Origin of the sequence: Pseudoflavonifractor hominis, from assembly GCF_014288125.1 — a bacterium.
Classification (GTDB): domain Bacteria; phylum Bacillota; class Clostridia; order Oscillospirales; family Oscillospiraceae; genus Pseudoflavonifractor_A; species Pseudoflavonifractor_A gallinarum.
In genome coordinates this window covers 483,112-498,061 of sequence record NZ_JACOPR010000002.1, presented here as the reverse complement: position 1 = coordinate 498,061, position 14,950 = coordinate 483,112, and the positions used below count along the sequence as shown (strand labels likewise).

The 14,950-nt window shown below is 62.8% G+C and carries 15 protein-coding genes; 5 read left to right on the top strand and 10 right to left on the bottom strand.

The window, feature by feature from the left end:
• Positions 1-17 precede the first annotated feature (17 nt).
• The 3 genes from H8S34_RS05165 (at position 18) to H8S34_RS05155 (ending at position 3,371) form a co-directional block, all read left to right on the top strand.
• Positions 18-1,256 carry a threonine synthase gene (locus tag H8S34_RS05165; RefSeq protein WP_186963253.1) on the top strand — a complete coding sequence of 413 codons (1,239 nt, stop codon included), beginning with the start codon at positions 18-20 and terminating at the stop codon, positions 1,254-1,256.
• 159 nt (positions 1,257-1,415) lie between these two features.
• Positions 1,416-2,798: a dihydropyrimidinase gene (gene hydA, locus H8S34_RS05160; protein ID WP_186963221.1), complete on the top strand. Its 1,383-nt coding sequence runs from the start codon at positions 1,416-1,418 to the stop codon at positions 2,796-2,798.
• A 6-nt stretch (positions 2,799-2,804) separates the two neighbouring features.
• Positions 2,805-3,371 (top strand): nucleotidyltransferase family protein, encoded by a 567-nt coding sequence (locus tag H8S34_RS05155; protein ID WP_243207911.1) that lies wholly within the window; start codon positions 2,805-2,807, stop codon positions 3,369-3,371.
• A 41-nt stretch (positions 3,372-3,412) separates the two neighbouring features.
• Here H8S34_RS05155 and H8S34_RS05150 read toward each other — a convergent pair whose 3' ends face one another.
• The 5 genes from H8S34_RS05150 to H8S34_RS05130 are packed head-to-tail and all read right to left on the bottom strand — an operon-like array spanning position 3,413 to position 6,570.
• Positions 3,413-3,682 (bottom strand): thioredoxin family protein, encoded by a 270-nt coding sequence (locus H8S34_RS05150; RefSeq protein WP_101692676.1) that lies wholly within the window; start codon positions 3,680-3,682, stop codon positions 3,413-3,415.
• A gap of 5 nt (positions 3,683-3,687) precedes the next feature.
• The gene (locus H8S34_RS05145; RefSeq protein WP_101692614.1) at positions 3,688-4,443 is read right to left on the bottom strand and encodes an XdhC family protein; all 756 of its coding nucleotides are present in this window, start codon (positions 4,441-4,443) and stop codon (positions 3,688-3,690) included.
• Between the two features lie 52 nt (positions 4,444-4,495).
• Positions 4,496-5,287 (bottom strand): selenium-dependent molybdenum cofactor biosynthesis protein YqeB, encoded by a 792-nt coding sequence (gene yqeB / locus H8S34_RS05140; RefSeq protein ID WP_101692613.1) that lies wholly within the window; start codon positions 5,285-5,287, stop codon positions 4,496-4,498.
• Complete coding sequence (gene yqeC / locus H8S34_RS05135) at positions 5,275-5,997, bottom strand: selenium cofactor biosynthesis protein YqeC (protein ID WP_101692612.1); 723 nt, start codon at positions 5,995-5,997, stop codon at positions 5,275-5,277. Before yqeC ends, yqeB begins: the two co-directional genes overlap by 13 nt.
• A 12-nt stretch (positions 5,998-6,009) precedes the next feature.
• Positions 6,010-6,570, bottom strand: a complete 561-nt coding sequence (locus H8S34_RS05130; protein ID WP_186963220.1) for a manganese efflux pump MntP — start codon at positions 6,568-6,570, stop codon at positions 6,010-6,012.
• Positions 6,571-6,769: 199 nt separating this feature from the next.
• Between H8S34_RS05130 and tadA the strand changes: the two genes are divergently transcribed.
• Together tadA and H8S34_RS05120 are read left to right on the top strand one after the other, a co-directional pair.
• Positions 6,770-7,291 carry a tRNA adenosine(34) deaminase TadA gene (gene tadA / locus H8S34_RS05125; protein WP_101692610.1) on the top strand — a complete coding sequence of 174 codons (522 nt, stop codon included), beginning with the start codon at positions 6,770-6,772 and terminating at the stop codon, positions 7,289-7,291.
• Between the two features lie 265 nt (positions 7,292-7,556).
• Positions 7,557-8,978, top strand: coding sequence for a VanZ family protein (locus H8S34_RS05120; protein ID WP_186963219.1), 1,422 nt, complete (start codon positions 7,557-7,559; stop codon positions 8,976-8,978).
• 126 nt (positions 8,979-9,104) lie between these two features.
• Here the strand turns inward: H8S34_RS05120 and H8S34_RS05115 are convergent, their stop codons facing one another.
• The 5 genes from H8S34_RS05115 to H8S34_RS05095 all read right to left on the bottom strand — a co-directional run bounded on the left by H8S34_RS05115 (position 9,105) and on the right by H8S34_RS05095 (position 14,799).
• Positions 9,105-10,091 (bottom strand): ABC transporter permease, encoded by a 987-nt coding sequence (locus H8S34_RS05115; protein WP_186963218.1) that lies wholly within the window; start codon positions 10,089-10,091, stop codon positions 9,105-9,107.
• Positions 10,084-11,187, bottom strand: a complete 1,104-nt coding sequence (locus H8S34_RS05110) for an ABC transporter permease (RefSeq protein ID WP_101692608.1) — start codon at positions 11,185-11,187, stop codon at positions 10,084-10,086. The genes H8S34_RS05115 and H8S34_RS05110 overlap by 8 nt, the downstream gene beginning before the upstream one ends.
• Complete coding sequence (locus tag H8S34_RS05105; RefSeq protein ID WP_101692607.1) at positions 11,184-12,773, bottom strand: ABC transporter ATP-binding protein; 1,590 nt, start codon at positions 12,771-12,773, stop codon at positions 11,184-11,186. Before H8S34_RS05105 ends, H8S34_RS05110 begins: the two co-directional genes overlap by 4 nt.
• A gap of 104 nt (positions 12,774-12,877) precedes the next feature.
• On the bottom strand, positions 12,878-14,080 hold the full coding sequence (locus H8S34_RS05100; protein ID WP_186963217.1) for a BMP family ABC transporter substrate-binding protein: 1,203 nt from the start codon (positions 14,078-14,080) through the stop codon (positions 12,878-12,880).
• Between the two features lie 140 nt (positions 14,081-14,220).
• Positions 14,221-14,799, bottom strand: coding sequence for a xanthine phosphoribosyltransferase (locus H8S34_RS05095; RefSeq protein WP_101692605.1), 579 nt, complete (start codon positions 14,797-14,799; stop codon positions 14,221-14,223).
• Positions 14,800-14,950: the final 151 nt, after the last annotated feature.

The following is a 14,950-nucleotide window of genomic DNA, read 5'->3' as shown; positions in this document are numbered from 1 at the left end:
AGGAGGTCATCCCGTTGCTGAAGAATGTAAAATACGCCAAATGTGTCAAGTGCGGCAAGGAGTATGAAGCCACCCCCAATACCACCACCTGTACCTGCGGCGGTATCCTGGACATCGTCTACGACTACGATTACATCAAGGCCCACTTCACCAGGGACGACCTGGAGCGCAGCCAGGAGTGGTCCATGTGGCGTTACCGTCCCTTCCTGCCCGTGGAGGCCGACTCGGCGCCCACTCCGCTGCGGGTGGGCTGGTCTCCCCTCTACCGGGCGGACAATCTGGCCCGGGAGCTGGGCCTCAAGACCCTCTACATCAAGGACGACGGACAGAATCCCACGGCCTCTCTGAAGGACCGCGCCTCCGCCATGGCGGTGGTCAAGGCCCGGGAGGCGGGTGCCCACACCATTGCCTGCTCCTCCACCGGCAACGCCGCCTCCTCTCTGGCGGGCAACGCAGCGGCAGCGGGCATCCCCACCTACATCTTTGTCCCCTCCCGCGCCCCCAAGGGCAAGGTGGCCCAGCTGCGCATCTTCGGCGCCACAGTCATCAGCGTGGACGGTTCCTATGAGGATACCTTTGAGCTCTCCAAGGCCGCCATCGAGAAGTGGGGCTGGTACAACCGCAACGCCGCCATCAACCCCTATCTCTCCGAGGGCAAAAAGACGGTCACCCTGGAGATCCTGGAGCAGCTCCACTGGAAGGTGCCCGACTTCATCGCCCTCTCGGTGGGCGACGGCTGCACCATCGCCGGCGCCTGGAAGGGCCTCAAGGACCTCTATGCCGCCGGATTCATCGACCGGCTCCCCCGCCTCATCTCGGTCCAGGCGGAGGGCTGCTGCCCCCTCAACCGGGCTATCATGACGGCCACTCCCTGGCAGCCCATGGAGGAGAACACCCTGGCCGACTCCATCGCCGTGGGCGTGCCCCGCAACGCGGACAAGGCCCTCCAGGCCATTGAGGAGTCCGACGGTCTGGTGGTCAACGTCACCGACGACGAGATTCTGGCCGCCATGCGCCTTCTGGGCCGGACCCAGGGCGTCTTTGGCGAGCCCGCCGGTGTCACCGGTACCGCCGGTGTCAAGAAGGCCCTGGAGCGCGGCATCCTGGACCCCGACGCCACGGTGGTCAGCGTGGTCACCGGTAACGGCCTCAAGGATGTGGCCAACGGCATCAAGGCCGCGGGAGAGCCCATGCTGGTCCGTCCCTCCATGGACGAACTGCTCAAGGCCTTCGACACCAATGGGATCCACCCCTGACCCCTCCGGCGCAGCGTTCCTGTACTCTTGCGTTCAACCTTTCCATGTGCTACAATAGAGCCGGAAATGGCTGAAACGGAGCCTGAATGGGCGGGTCACATCCGTTTTGGATGTGACCCGCCCTGTTTTGTATTTACTCTTATTGAAGGAGGCCTATCTATGTCCATCCTCATTCAAAACGGTACCCTGATCCTCCCCGACGGCCCGGTAAAGGCTGATCTGCGGGTGGATGCGGGCAAGATCGCCGAGATTGGCCCCGCCCTCTCCGCCGACGGCTGTCAGGTCATCGACGCGGGGGGCAAGCTGGTTTTCCCCGGCTTTATCGACACCCACACGCACTTCGAGATGAACAAGGGCACCGACCGGGAGACTGCGGACAACTGGGAGACCGGCACCCGGGCCGCTCTGGCCGGCGGCACCACCTGCGTGCTGGACTTTGCCGAGCCGGAGCACGGCCACTCCCTCCAGTCCGCGCTGGACGAGTGGCACAGCCGTGCCGATGGCCACGCCTCCTGCAACTACTCCTTCCACATGACCATCGTGGACTGGGATGCCCGCATCCGGGAGGAGCTGCCCAAAATGACCGAGCAGGGCATCACCTCCTACAAGGTCTACCTGGCCTACCACGGCATGCGCATCCCCGACGGCGTGGCCTATGAGGTCATCAAGGCCGTTGGTAAGGAGGGCGGCGTGGTGGGCTGCCACTGCGAGAACGGCGACCTCATCGACGAGGCCATTGCCGAGCTCAAGAAGGCCGGTATGCTCACGCCCGCCTCCCATCCCCTTGCCCACAGCGACCTCATCGAGTCCGAGGCCGTCAACCGCTGGCTCAATCTGGCCGAGCAGGCCGGTTATCCGGTCAACGTGGTCCATCTCTCCACCCAGCGCGGCCTGGAGGAGGCCCTGATGGCCCGGTCCCACGGCCAGTCCCTCTACCTGGAATCCTGCCCCCAGTACTTCACCATGACCGACGAGAAGTATCACCTCCCCGGCTTTGAGAGCGCCAAGTACGTCTTCTCTCCCCCGCTGCGCAAGCAGGAGGATGTGGACGCCCTGTGGGAGGCCCTGGGTGAGGATGAGATCGACACCATCGGCACCGATCACTGCTCCTTCAATTACGCCACCACCAAGCACCTGGGCAAGGACGACTTCTCCGCCATCCCCCCCGGCATTCCCGGTGTGGAGCACCGTCCGGCTCTCATGTACACCTACGGCGTCCGGCAGGAGCACATCTCCGAGCTTCAGATGATGAAGACCCTCTCGGAAAATCCCGCCAAGCTCTTTGGCATGTTCCCCCAGAAGGGCACGCTGGCTGTGGGAAGCGACGCTGATATCGTTATTTTTGATCCGAATTATACCTGGTGTATTCGCGCAGCCGAGCAATATCAGAATGTGGACTACACGCCCTATGAGGGCATGGAGATGGCGGGCCGTACCGAGACCGTCCTGCTGGGCGGCGAGGTCGCCGTGGAGGACGGTAAAGTGGTCAAGGAAGGCCTGGGCAAGTTCGTCCACCGCGGACCCTCCCAGTTCTGGAGATAAGGCTGTATGGAGATCGGATGCGTCCTGATGGCCTCGGGATTTGGCCGGCGCTTTGGCTCCAATAAGCTCCTTCTGCCGGTGGAGGGGGTGCCCCTGGTCCAGCGGGCGCTCACCCTCTATGCCGGTGCCCCCTTTGCCCGCCGGGTGGTGGTGAGTCAGTATGAGTCCATCCTCTCCCTGGGCCGGAAGGCGGGATTTCTCCCCCTTCCCAACCTGGAGGCCGCGCGGGGAATCTCCGCCTCGGTCACCCTGGGGACCCGGGCCTGTATGGACCTGGATGGCATCCTCTTCGGCGTGTGCGATCAGCCCTGGCTCACTCCGGAGAGCGTGAATGCTCTGCTGGAGGCCTTCCAGTCCCACCCGGACCGGATCTACTCCCTCTGCTATGGGGAGCGGCGGGGCAATCCCGCCCTGTTCCCCTCCGCCCTTTTTCCCGAGCTTCTGGCCCTCACCGGCGATACCGGCGGCGGCCAGGTCATCCGCCGTCACAAGGAACTTCTGCACCTGGTGTCGGCCGCCCATCCCCGGGAGCTCTTTGATATCGACCGCCCGGAGGATCTCCCCCAGACATAAAAATACCCCCTGTCCTCGGTGGACAGGGGGTATTTTTTGACTTATTCGGCGCTCATGGCAGCCGCAAAGACCTTCTCCACATCCTGCTGGGTGACGGGACCCTCATGGATCTTCACTCCGTCCACATAGTAGGTGGGCACATAGTAGTAGTCGTGGGCGTCGGCCAGCTCTTTCTCCACTTCCTCATCCACGATGCGCAGGGGCACCTGGGCCCACTCGGGATGGAACTTGGCGGTCAGCGCCTCATGCCACTTGAGGGCGCGCTTACAGTGGGGGCAGCCCGCCTGGACAAACATCAGGATCTCTTTCATTGCGATCAACCCTTTCGGTTCTCAAAGTCCACTTCGATTTTACCGCCGCAGACCATGCCCAGCTCGGCCGCCGCGTGGGAGAGATCGTAGAGCTTGTGCTCCCGCTCCACGCCGTTCTTCATCATCTCCAGGGCGTCCAGCTTGGCCCGGTACTCCACCGCGCCGCCGCCGATGGTACCCACGCACGTCCCGTCAGGATGCACCAGCATCCAGGTCCCCTCACCCCGGGGCGCGGAGCCGCTCTTGCGGGTAATGGTGCACAGCACGCCCTTCTCACTGGGGGGAGGCGGCGTTCCGGGTCCCTTACGCGCCCGCTCCTGGATGACCTCACCCAGGATGGACACAGCGATCTCGGCCGGAGTCTGCGCGCCGATCTGGAGTCCCACGGGAGAGTGTACTCCAGCCAACACGTTGGCGTGGAAGCCCAGCTCCTTCATCCGCTTCATCACAGCGGCCACCTTGATCTTGCTGCCGATCATACCCACATAGGCGTAGTCGCCCTGGAGCACCTTGGCCAGGCACTCTCCGTCGAAGGCATGTCCCCGGGTCAGGATCACATAGTAGTCGTCGCTCCGGCTGCCCAGCTCGTCCAGGGCCTCCAGGAAGGGCTTGCACAGCACCTGCGCAGCCATGGGGAAGCGCTCGGGGTTGGCAAACTCCTCCCGGTCGTCGATGACCACCACTTCAAATTCCAGATGGCTGGCCATGTAGGCCACTTCCAGCGACACATGGCCGCCGCCGCATAAAATCAGTCGTTCCATGGATCATTCTCCTCTGTATCATCGGTTTCCCGCCCTGGAGGCGGGGTCGTCTTTATCCCTTCCGGTTCTGGAAATAGAGCAGGCCCTCCAGCACGCCACCGCCGATGGCCCGGGCCTTGTCCGAGATCGTGAAGCAGTGGTTGCACTCACACCGGGGATCGATGTCCCCCGACTTCATCCCCTGCTTGACCCGCAGCCCGTCGGGCAGCATGCCCCGGACCGTACCGGGCATCAGGGCATAGACCGGCTCACCGTCCACAGTGGCCACCACATCTCCCTCAGCGACCGTATCGCCGATGTGGGCCACCGGGTGGAAGATGCCGTCCCGGCAGGCGCGGATGATCCGCTGGGTGGTGTAGCCTCCCACATCGCCGGGCACGCCCGTGTTGGGGATGGCAGACCCCTCCAGGATCAGGCGGCCCAGATAGTGGCCCCGCTTGGTCTCAATGACGCCGTGGCAGTCCACCCCAGCGGTGAAGCCGGGCCCCAGGGCCAGCACGATGGGGGCGTCGTCTATCCGGGTGTTCACATTATACTTGGCCAGAATAGCGTCCACCTCGGCGTCAAAGGGCATCTGGGTGCGGATGGCCGCCTCCGGGTCCACCAGCACGGGGATCTCCCCCCGCTCCAGACAGGCCTTGACCTCCTCCACGGTCTCCACCCGGCGGGAGGTGACCCCCTCCACCGTGGCGGTGCCGTCATAGATACACTGGCAGAAGGCCACCGTCCGCCGCACCGCGGTGGGCTGTTCAATATCGGTCATTACGATCGAATAGCCCGCCCGGTAAAGCCGGTAGGCCACCCCGGTGGCCAGGTCTCCCGCGCCTTTGATCAGAACCAGCATAGTCCTCCTCGCTCCTTTTCCTCATAGCTCTTGATGAGCGTGAAAATACCCAGCCGGTCCAGACCGGCGGCGATGACCCGGGCCCGCTCCCGCAGGGCCGGAGTATCCGTCTTATTCAGCAGGCACCGGTATGCCATGCCGGGGGCCACATTCTTCCGGCTCCCCCGCTCGCTGGAGAGGATGGCTGTCATATCAGCCTCGGTGACCTTGTCCTCCAGCGTTTTCCCCAGAAAGGCCGCCACCAGGTCGGCCCGGTGGCAGATCTCACCGATGGGCTTGTCCAGGGCGTCCATCCCGGCTACCGCCACCACCGCGTCGCTCTCCGGTGGGATGACCGGCTCATGGTCGGCCGGGATCTTCAGAGGCCGGATTCGGGCCCCGTCCCCTTCCACCAGGACCACGTCGGCCACCGAGCGGCAAAGGCCGATCTCTCCCGTGCCGCACAGCTTGTCCGCCCGGCCCAGGGTGCCCAGGGTGATGATCCCATGGCGCTCCAGGCACTGGCGCAGATGCTCCGGCGCGGGGTCGTCCGTGAGAAAAATGCGGGGGTGGGGCATGATGTGGGTGGTGGTGGTCACGATCACCCGCTTCCCCGCCTCCCGGGCCTCCCGGGCCAGGGCATACATGGTGGTGGTCTTTCCGCCGCCTCCCACCAGGGTGACCGCCCGGTGGCGGTCCATATCCAGGTGCAGATCGCTCCAGAGTCCCATCCGATTACCCCCTTATCCCAAGAGATGTTCCAGCAGGATTTTCAGGCCGATGCCGATGAGCACCAGTCCGCCCACCAGCTCCGCCCGCTTCTGAAAGAGGCATCCCAGCCGGCGTCCTGCCAGACCGCCCACCACCGACAGGCCAAAGGCCACCACGCCGATCACCAGGGCGGACGAGAAAATGTTCACGTTCTTCATAAAGGCCATGGAGACTCCCACCGCCAGCGCGTCAATGCTGGTGGCCACCGCCAGCATCACCAGGCGGCGGCAGGTCAGCTCCACGGGGCCGCTCTCGGTCTCACAGGAGTCGTCCCTTGCGCCCCAGACCATGCGTCCGCCGATGACCGCCAGCAGGGCGAAGGCCACCCAGTGGTCCAGCGCCTCGATGTAGCCGCTGACACTGGTACCCAAGAACCAGCCGATCAGGGGCATGGCAAACTGGAAAAAGCCGAAATAGAGGCCCATGCGCACGGCCTGCTTCCAGCCGAAGCCAGGGACCGAGATGCCGCTGGACACGGATACCGCAAAAGCGTCCAGGGCCAGACTCACCGCAATCAACAAAACTTCAATCAAATATGCTCACCTATTCTCCTGTTCTTCTCCCGATGCCCGGCATTTCCCCAGACATCATCACATGATTATACCATAGAGTTTTCCCCCACGCCATCTTTTTTCCGCTCCAACTTCTCCTTTCTCCCCTTGCGCCGCCCGGGAAAAACAGGTATGCTAATGCTGCCCCTGCGGGGAGAGCAAGCGAAAGGGGATGGCTTTCATGACCCATGAGGACTATATGCGCATGGCCCTGGATTTAGCCCGGGAGGCCATGGAGGAGGGCGAGGTGCCGGTCGGCTGCGTCATCGTCTGGGAGGACGGGCGGGTGGTCGGCCGTGGCCGCAACCGCCGGGAGACCGGGAAAGATGCCCTGGCCCATGCCGAGCTGGAGGCCATCCGCCAGGCCAACGCCCTTTTGGGTGGATGGCGGCTCCACAAGGCCACCCTCTATGTGACGCTGGAGCCCTGCCCCATGTGTGCCGGAGGCATTATCAACGCCCGCATCCCCCAGGTGTGGTACGGCGCGGCCGACGCCAAGGCGGGCTGCTGCGGGTCGGTGCTGGACCTCTTTGCCCAGCCCTTCAACCACCACCCCCAGGTCCACAGCGGCCTTTTGGAGGAGGAGTGCGCCGCGCTGCTCCAGGCTTTTTTCCAGCGTCTCCGGGACAAGCGTAAGGCGGCGAAATCCGTTTCGTCCCCCTCCGATGCGGCGTCTGCCCCGTCTCGTGAGACCTTTACATAAAATCCAAAAAGATTTAAAACTCTTGTAACACCTTTTCGCTGATTTGTTAACAACTCTCGGCTATTATAATACCTGCAAGAGACAGTTTCTTTTCATTTCATTGTATCCTCTTTCCTAAGGCAGGGGCCGGACGTCAGGAGCAGGCGTCCGGCCCTTGTCGTTTTCGTTTGGCCCTCTCATTTTGTGAGAACCTCCCGCGGTTGTCCCCACATGCTTCCTATGGTAAAATGCAGACAGCAGAATACGGATCATAGGGGGGATCGTTTTGCACGATTTTATCGGATACATCCTGTCTCTTTTCCAGCGCGGGCTTCATCTGGCCGTCCCGGTTCTCCTGCTCTGTGGAGCAATCGTGGCGGTATGCTGGTTCCTCTTTCGGAGACAGAACCGCCCCTTCCCATGGGGGCGGGTGCTGGTGCTGCTGCTCCTGATCGGCTGGCTGGTCCTCACGGTTTTTCTCACCCTGCTGAGGGGCGAGCCCGGGCACCGGCAGTGGAACCTGCACCTGTTTCTGGCATGGCGCGAGGCCTGGAATCAATTTACCCTCCAGGTCTGGCTCAACGTGCTGCTCAACATCGCCCTGTTCCTTCCCCTTGGCTTCCTGCTCCCTCTGCTGACCCGCTGGTTCCGCTCGTGGCCCCGGATGCTGCTGGCCGGGCTGGGCGTATCCCTGCTGATCGAGCTGGGACAGTTTGCTACCGCCAGAGGCATGCTGGACGTAGACGATCTCTTTACCAATACTCTGGGCGCCATGGTAGGCTGGAGCATCTCCATGCTCATTCTAACCCTGACAAAACGCAGCCCCGGCTGGAAAAGGCGCTGTGGGGCGCTGCTGCCCATACCAGCCGCTCTTTTGTTCGCACTGGCTCTCATCTTTGGCGGCTACGCCCTGAAGCCGTACGGCAATCTCCCGGACGCCCCTGTGATCACCGCCAACCTTGATGGGATACAGTGGGAGTTGGCCTTTACGCCGGAGGATGCGCCTGCCACGGCCCCCATCTACCGGGCAGGGCGGCTGGACCGCTCCGCCAGTGAGGCATTTGCCGCAGCCTTTGCGCAGAAGCTGAGAATCACCTTTGAGGATACCTATTACTACGATGACATCATTATCTTCGCCAATCACACGAGCGGAGATTTTCTGAACCTGTACCAGCGGGACGGCACATGGGAATACCGCATCGACCGGGAGAAGCGGCCCGTCTTCGATGTTCCCGCCTCCCAGGTCTCTCCCGACGCACTTCTCTCCATTTTGGACGTCTGGGGGATCTCGGTGCCGGAGGGCGCCGCCTTTGCTCTGGAACCTTCGGGTGAGGCGTATGTCCAGGCCAGCTTTACCTCCCGGCTCATACCTGCCGACGGACCAAGCGTCTACGGTACGCTGACCTGCCTTCTCCAGGAGCAGGACGGCGCCTCCACCCTCACGTCCATCGAAAACCAGCTGGTCTCCCTGACCCCCTGTGAGGAGCGCCCGATCCTCACCCCCGCACAGGCGGTGGAGCAACTCTATGGCGGACGCAGCTTTGCGGGCACAGTGCTGGAGCACTCCGGCCTCACCCAGATCCAGGTGCTCTCCTGTACGCTGGAGTGGATAGCCGACACCAAGGGCTTCTATCAGCCCGTCTACTGCTTTCTCCTCCAGGCTCCGGAGGGGGAGCCCTTTACGGACTATGTCGCCGCTCTCAACTAAACCGCAGCCAAACTCCGGCTCCGGATGGCATATTTGCCCGTTTTAATTACAAAACCTCCTGCCCGGCGGGTATGCCGGACAGGAGGTTTTTCTGCGTTTATGGCTTAGTTTGCGGAGCAGCCCTTGTTATCGCTCTTCCCGGAAATAGGCGTTGCCCAGGTTGGCGGGGGGCTGGCTCTCCCGGCGCTGCCGGATGCTCACGGCGATGAGGACCACCACCGTGGCGATGTAGGGTACGATGTCATAGATGGGGGCCAGACGGTTCCCGCCCCAGTTCATGTACAGGCGCAGCACCGACAGTCCGCCGAACACCAGGCTGCCCGCCAGCGCCCGGGCCGGGCTCCAGGTGGCGAAGATAACCAGGGCCACGGCGATCCAGCCTTTACCCGCGATGCAGTTGTGCACCCAGACGCCCTGCTGCTGGGCCATGACGATGTACATACCGCCCAGGCCCGAGATACCGCCGCCGATACAGGTAGCCAGATACCGGTAGGTCGTCACGTTGATGCCGGCCGCATCGGCCGTGCCCGGATTCTCACCCACCGAGCGCAGGTTGAGGCCCAGCCGGCTTTGATTCAGGAACAGCGAGAGAACGACCGCCACCAGCACCGCCAGATAGACCAGGTAGTTGTAGGAGAAGAGGAGCTTCCCCACCACCGGCAGGTCCTGAAGCACCGGGATGCCGCCGTTGAAGACGCTCTTGGTGCTCTGGCTCACTGCCACAAAGCCGCCGGCGGCGTTGCCCATGGCCTCGCCCACCAGGTTGCCGAAGCCGGTGCCGAAGATGGTCAGGGCCAGACCGGTCACGTTCTGGTTGGCCCGCAGGGTGATGGTGAGCACGCTGTAGAGCAACGCCCCGAAGGCCGCGCACAGGAAGGCACACACCGTGGCGATGACCGCCGCCGTCACGCCGGAGGCCGCGGGACCGGCCATCTGCTCGTAGTAATAGGCCCCGGCCAGACCGGCCACGCCGCCCATGTACATCATGCCCTCCACACCGAGGTTCAGGTTGCCCGATTTCTCGGTGAGGATCTCTCCCAGTGTGCCGAAGAGCAGGGGCGCCCCCGCCGCCACAGCGGCCATGACAAAAGCAATGGAAAACAGATTACTCATGCGTACGCTCCCCCTTTCCCCGGACGATGAGCCGGTAGCTGATGAAGAACTCACATCCCAGCATGAAGAAGAGCACGATGCCCGTGAGCATGTCAGCCGCCGAAGCCGGGATGGTATAGAGGGTCTGGATGGTATCCGCGCCCTTTTCCAGGATGGCCAGCAGCGCGGCAATGGCGATCATGACAAAGGGGTTGAGCTTGGCCAGCCACGCCACCGTAATGGCGGTAAAGCCGATGCCGCCGGCGGTATTCTCGGTGAGGGTGCCGCTGGCCCCCGACACCTGGAGGAAGCCAACCAGCCCCGCGATGCCGCCCGAGAGGAACATGGTGCGCCGGATGATGTGGGATACGTTCATGCCCGCGTACTGGGCGGTGCGCACGCTCTCGCCCACCACGGCGATCTCATAGCCCTGCTTGCTGTACTTGAGGTAGCCGAACATGAGGGCGGTCACCGCCAGGACGATGATCCAGCCGATGTGGACGCCCAGCGCCTTGGGCAGCAGGGCCGCCGAGTCAAACATGGGGATCTTGGGATAGCCGTTGGCGTTCAGGTCGGGGCCCCAGGGGCCGGCCTGGAGATACTTGACAAACCCCAGGACGATGTAGTTGAGCATCAGGGTAAACAACGTCTCGTTGGTCCCCCACCGGGCCTTGAAGACCGCGGGGATGAGTCCCCACACTCCGCCGGCCAGGATGCCGGCCACCGCCATAACCACCAGCAGGACCGGCCGGGGCAGGCTGTCCGCCCAGAAGAGGGCAAAGTAGCTGGCCGCGATGCCGCCGGCCAGGATCTGGCCCTCCGCGCCGATGTTCCAGAACTTCATCTTGAAGGCGGGGGCGATGGCCACCGCCGCACCCAGCAGGGGGATGGCCTTTTTCACGGTCTCCCGCAGGACCCGGCTCTTGCCCAGGGACCCCTCCACCATGGAGGCGTAGACCTGGATGGGGTTGTGCCCCAGCACCGCGATGATGAGTCCGCCGGTGACCAGGGCCAGCAGGATGGCCGCGGCCCGGATGGCCCACGCCTGGGCGCGGGGGATGTCGTCCCGCTTGGCCAGACGAATCAGTGGCTCTCTGTGTTCGGTGTGTACGCTCATACCGCCGCACCCTCCTTTCCAGTCCCGCTCAGGTGGGTCATGAGGAGGCCCACCTCCTCCTTGGTGGTCTGTTCCGCGTCCACGATGCCGCTGACCCGGCCTCCGCAGAGCACCAGGATGCGGTCGCACAGCTCCAGCAGCACGTCCAGATCCTCACCCACCAGGATGACGGCCACCCCCCGCTTCTTCTGCTCATTGAGAAGGTTGTAGATGGTGTAGGAGGAATTGATGTCCAGTCCCCGCACCGGGTAGGCCGTCATGAGCACCGTGGGGCTGGAGGCGATCTCTCGTCCCACCAGCACCTTCTGCACGTTGCCGCCCGAGAGGCGGCGCACCGGGGTGGAGATGCTGGGCGCCACGATCTCCAGCTCCTCCTTCAGCCGCATGGCCAGCTCCCGGGGCGGCTTCCGGTCCACCAGAGGGCCCTTGCCCTGCCGATAGGTCTTGAGCATCATGTTGTCCACCATGTCCATGCTGGCCACCAGGCCCATGCCCAGCCGGTCCTCGGGTACGAAGGCCAGGGAGACCCCGATCTTCTGGATCTGGGTGGGGGTCTTCCCCACCAGCTCCTCTCCGGCCTTGTCCACCGGGACATGGAGTCCGGCGATCTCCGAATTGGGATGGGGCGGGTAGTAGAAGATATGCCCCGACTCCACCTTCTGGAGTCCCGCGATGGCCTCCAGCAGCTCCTTCTGGCCCGAACCGGCGATCCCGGCGATGCCCAGGATCTCGCCGCCCCGGGCCTCAAAGGACACATCCTCCAGTGCCTTGACTCCCTCTGCCCCCCGGCAGTTGAGTCCCTTGACCTCCAGACGCAGGTCCTGATACTCCGTCTTGGGCCGGTCGATGTTCAGGCTCACCGCATGGCCCACCATCATCTCGGTGAGCTTCTGGGGATTGGTCTCACAGGTGGGGACGGTACCGATGTATTGGCCCTTGCGCAGGACGGCCACCTGGTCGGAGATGGCCATGACCTCGTGGAGCTTGTGGGTGATGATGATGATGGACTTGCCGTCGTCCCGCATGTTGCGGAGAACGGCAAAGAGCTTGGCGGTCTCCTGGGGGGTGAGAACGGCGGTGGGCTCGTCCAAAATGAGAATATTGGCGCCCCGGTAGAGGACCTTGACGATCTCCACCGTCTGCTTCTGGGAGACCGACATGTCGTACACCTTCTGATCCGGGTCGATTTCAAAGCCGTATTTCTCACTGATGGCCTTGACCTGGCGCCCCACTTCCCGCCGGTCCAGACGCCCGCCCCCCTTGAGACCCAGAATGATATTCTCGGCGGCCGTCAGCACGTCCACCAGCTTGAAGTGCTGGTGGATCATCCCGATGCCCAGGTCGTGGGCGTCCTTGGGGGAGCGGATGGTGACCTCCTTCCCGTCCACCAGGATGGAGCCGTGGTCGGGAAAATAGATGCCCGAGAGCATGTTCATCAGTGTGGTCTTGCCGCTTCCGTTCTCTCCCAGCAGGGAGAGGATCTCTCCCCGGCGCAGGGTCAGGGAGACCTTGTCGTTGGCCACCACCTCGCCAAAGGTCTTGGTCAGCTCCCGCAGCTCGATGGCATAGTTGGCCTGGTTATCCATGTGCTCACCTCTCTTGCTCAGTTTGGGCAGCGCCCTGTGGAAAAAAGGGCGGGGCTGCGGGAATGCGCAGCCCCGCCCGGGGTGTTGCCGTCGGTTGCTTTTGGTTACTGGTCGGACACCACGGTGATGCCGTCCACAATGTAGTCAAAGTAGGGGGCGCTGGTCTTGCCGCCGGCCACATCGCTCTCGATGAAGGCCTCGCCCTCGGCCAGGTCCAGCACGTCCTTCTCGCTGCCGTCGGGGTTGTAGGACACGCCGTGCAGCGGACCGGCAAAGACCTGGAGGCTGCCGTCCTTCAGGCCGGCCTCGGCTGCCTCAATGGCCTCCTGGGTGCCCTCGGCGGCGATGGCCTCATTCAGGGGGGTAAGGAGGACGGCGCCGTCGGCATAGCCCTGGCTCCAGTCCTTGGGGATCTCCTTGCCGTCCAGGACTGCCTGGACCGCCTCGGTGAAGTAGATGCCCCAGTCGATGCGGGTGGACAGGAGGGAGGCGCCGGGAGCGGCCTCGGTCATGTCGGCGTTGTAGCCCACCTGGAAGGCGCCGTTCATCTCGGCGGTGGTGGCGGGGCCGGTGGAGTCGGAGTGCTGGCTCACCACGCCGCAGCCCCGGTCGATGAGGGCCTGAGCGGTCTGGCTCTCCAGGCTGGCGTCATTCCAGGTATTGGTATAGATGACGTCCATGGTCACTTCGGGGTAGACGCTCTTGGCGCCCAGATAGAAGGCGGTGTAGCCCGAAATAACCTCGGCATAGGGATAGGCACCCACATAGCCCAGCTTGGGATTGCCGATCTCCTTGGCCTTCATGCCGGCGGCGATACCGGCCAGGTAGCGGCCCTCATAGATGTTGGCAAAGCAGTTATGCAGGTTGGGCAGATCCTCTGTGTGGGCCTGGGTACCGGTGGCATGGCAGAACTGGATGTCGGGATTCTCCCGGGCCGCCATGGTCACATAGTCACCGAAGCCAAAGCTGGTTGCGAAGATGATGTCGCATTCCCGGTCGATCAGGTCGTTGAGGGCGTCGGCGCAGGCATCGTTTTCCGGGATGTTGTACTTGGTGATGATCTGGTCGTCGGAGAGACCCAGATTGGCCTGCATCTCTTTGACGCCCTGGACCATGTTGTAGGTGTAGCCCATGTCGCTCTCGTCGCCGATGTGGACAAAGCCTACCTTCAGCTCCTCCTTGGCTACACCGGCCGTCTCTCCCCCGCCGCTTCCGCTGGGAGCCGGAGCTTCCTCACCGCCGCCGCAGGCGGCCAGCCCTACGGCCAGCGTACCGGCCAGGAGCATCGCCAAAATCCGCTTTTTCATACCATGTTCCTCCTTTTCACTTTGGTCTTTGCAAGAGTGTCCTTGTGTATCCTATAACGGCGCGTGCCGTAATAGACATATGATCTGCGCAATACCTGCAAGAGAAAAAACGGAAGAGGCGCGCACCTCTCCCGCGGTTCTTATTCGCAGAACTCGATGGAGTTGGTGGCCTCGTCCATAGACTTGACCCGGGCCAGAGACTCCACCCGTACGCCCATGGAGCGAATCAGGTCGCCGCCGGGCTGGAAGGCCTTCTCCACGCAGATACCGGCGCCCACCAGGGTGGCGCCCGCGTCCCGCACCAGGTTGATCAGACCCTGGAGCGCGCTGCCGTTGGCCAGGAAGTCGTCGATGAGGAGCACACGGTCCTCAGGGCCCAAAAACTCCTTGGACACGATGATATCGTACACCTTTCCGTGGGTGAAGGACTCCACCTTGGAGGTGTACACATCGCCGGCGATGTTCTTGGTCTTGTTCTTCTTGGCAAAGATCACGGGCACGTTAAAAAACTGCGCGGTGATGCACGCAATGCCGATGCCCGAGGCTTCGATGGTGAGAATTTTGTTCACGCCGCAGTCCCCGTACAGGCGCTTGAACTCCTTGCCGATCTCATTGATGAGGCCGATATCCATCTGATGATTGAGGAAACGGTCTACCTTGAGCACCTCGGTGCCCCGGATGGTGCCATCCTTGCGAATGCGCTCTTCCAACAGTTTCATAGCTCTTCTCCCATTCTCGTCATTCATTGGTCCCGCGAGGGACTTTCTCTTTGTTTTATCATAGCAAAAAAAAGCACCTCCGTCACCCCCTTTTCATCGAAAAATGGTTTTCTTAGAAACAAAATATTTTGTTGTTCCACCACAGTTCGAC

Excerpts from the sequence above, each read along its gene's own strand:
- H8S34_RS05155 (WP_243207911.1), top strand. The coding sequence starts at position 2,805 with ATGGAGATCGGATGCGTCCTGATGGCCTCGGGATTTGGCCGGCGCTTT.
- H8S34_RS05150 (WP_101692676.1), bottom strand. The coding sequence starts at position 3,682 with ATGAAAGAGATCCTGATGTTTGTCCAGGCGGGCTGCCCCCACTGTAAG.
- H8S34_RS05145 (WP_101692614.1), bottom strand. The coding sequence starts at position 4,443 with ATGGAACGACTGATTTTATGCGGCGGCGGCCATGTGTCGCTGGAAGTG.
- hydA (WP_186963221.1), top strand. The coding sequence starts at position 1,416 with ATGTCCATCCTCATTCAAAACGGTACCCTGATCCTCCCCGACGGCCCG.
- H8S34_RS05115 (WP_186963218.1), bottom strand. The coding sequence starts at position 10,091 with ATGAGTAATCTGTTTTCCATTGCTTTTGTCATGGCCGCTGTGGCGGCG.
- tadA (WP_101692610.1), top strand. The coding sequence starts at position 6,770 with ATGACCCATGAGGACTATATGCGCATGGCCCTGGATTTAGCCCGGGAG.
- H8S34_RS05100 (WP_186963217.1), bottom strand. The coding sequence starts at position 14,080 with ATGAAAAAGCGGATTTTGGCGATGCTCCTGGCCGGTACGCTGGCCGTA.
- yqeB (WP_101692613.1), bottom strand. The coding sequence starts at position 5,287 with ATGCTGGTTCTGATCAAAGGCGCGGGAGACCTGGCCACCGGGGTGGCC.
- H8S34_RS05110 (WP_101692608.1), bottom strand. The coding sequence starts at position 11,187 with ATGAGCGTACACACCGAACACAGAGAGCCACTGATTCGTCTGGCCAAG.
- H8S34_RS05095 (WP_101692605.1), bottom strand. The coding sequence starts at position 14,799 with ATGAAACTGTTGGAAGAGCGCATTCGCAAGGATGGCACCATCCGGGGC.
- yqeC (WP_101692612.1), bottom strand. The coding sequence starts at position 5,997 with ATGGGACTCTGGAGCGATCTGCACCTGGATATGGACCGCCACCGGGCG.
- H8S34_RS05105 (WP_101692607.1), bottom strand. The coding sequence starts at position 12,773 with ATGGATAACCAGGCCAACTATGCCATCGAGCTGCGGGAGCTGACCAAG.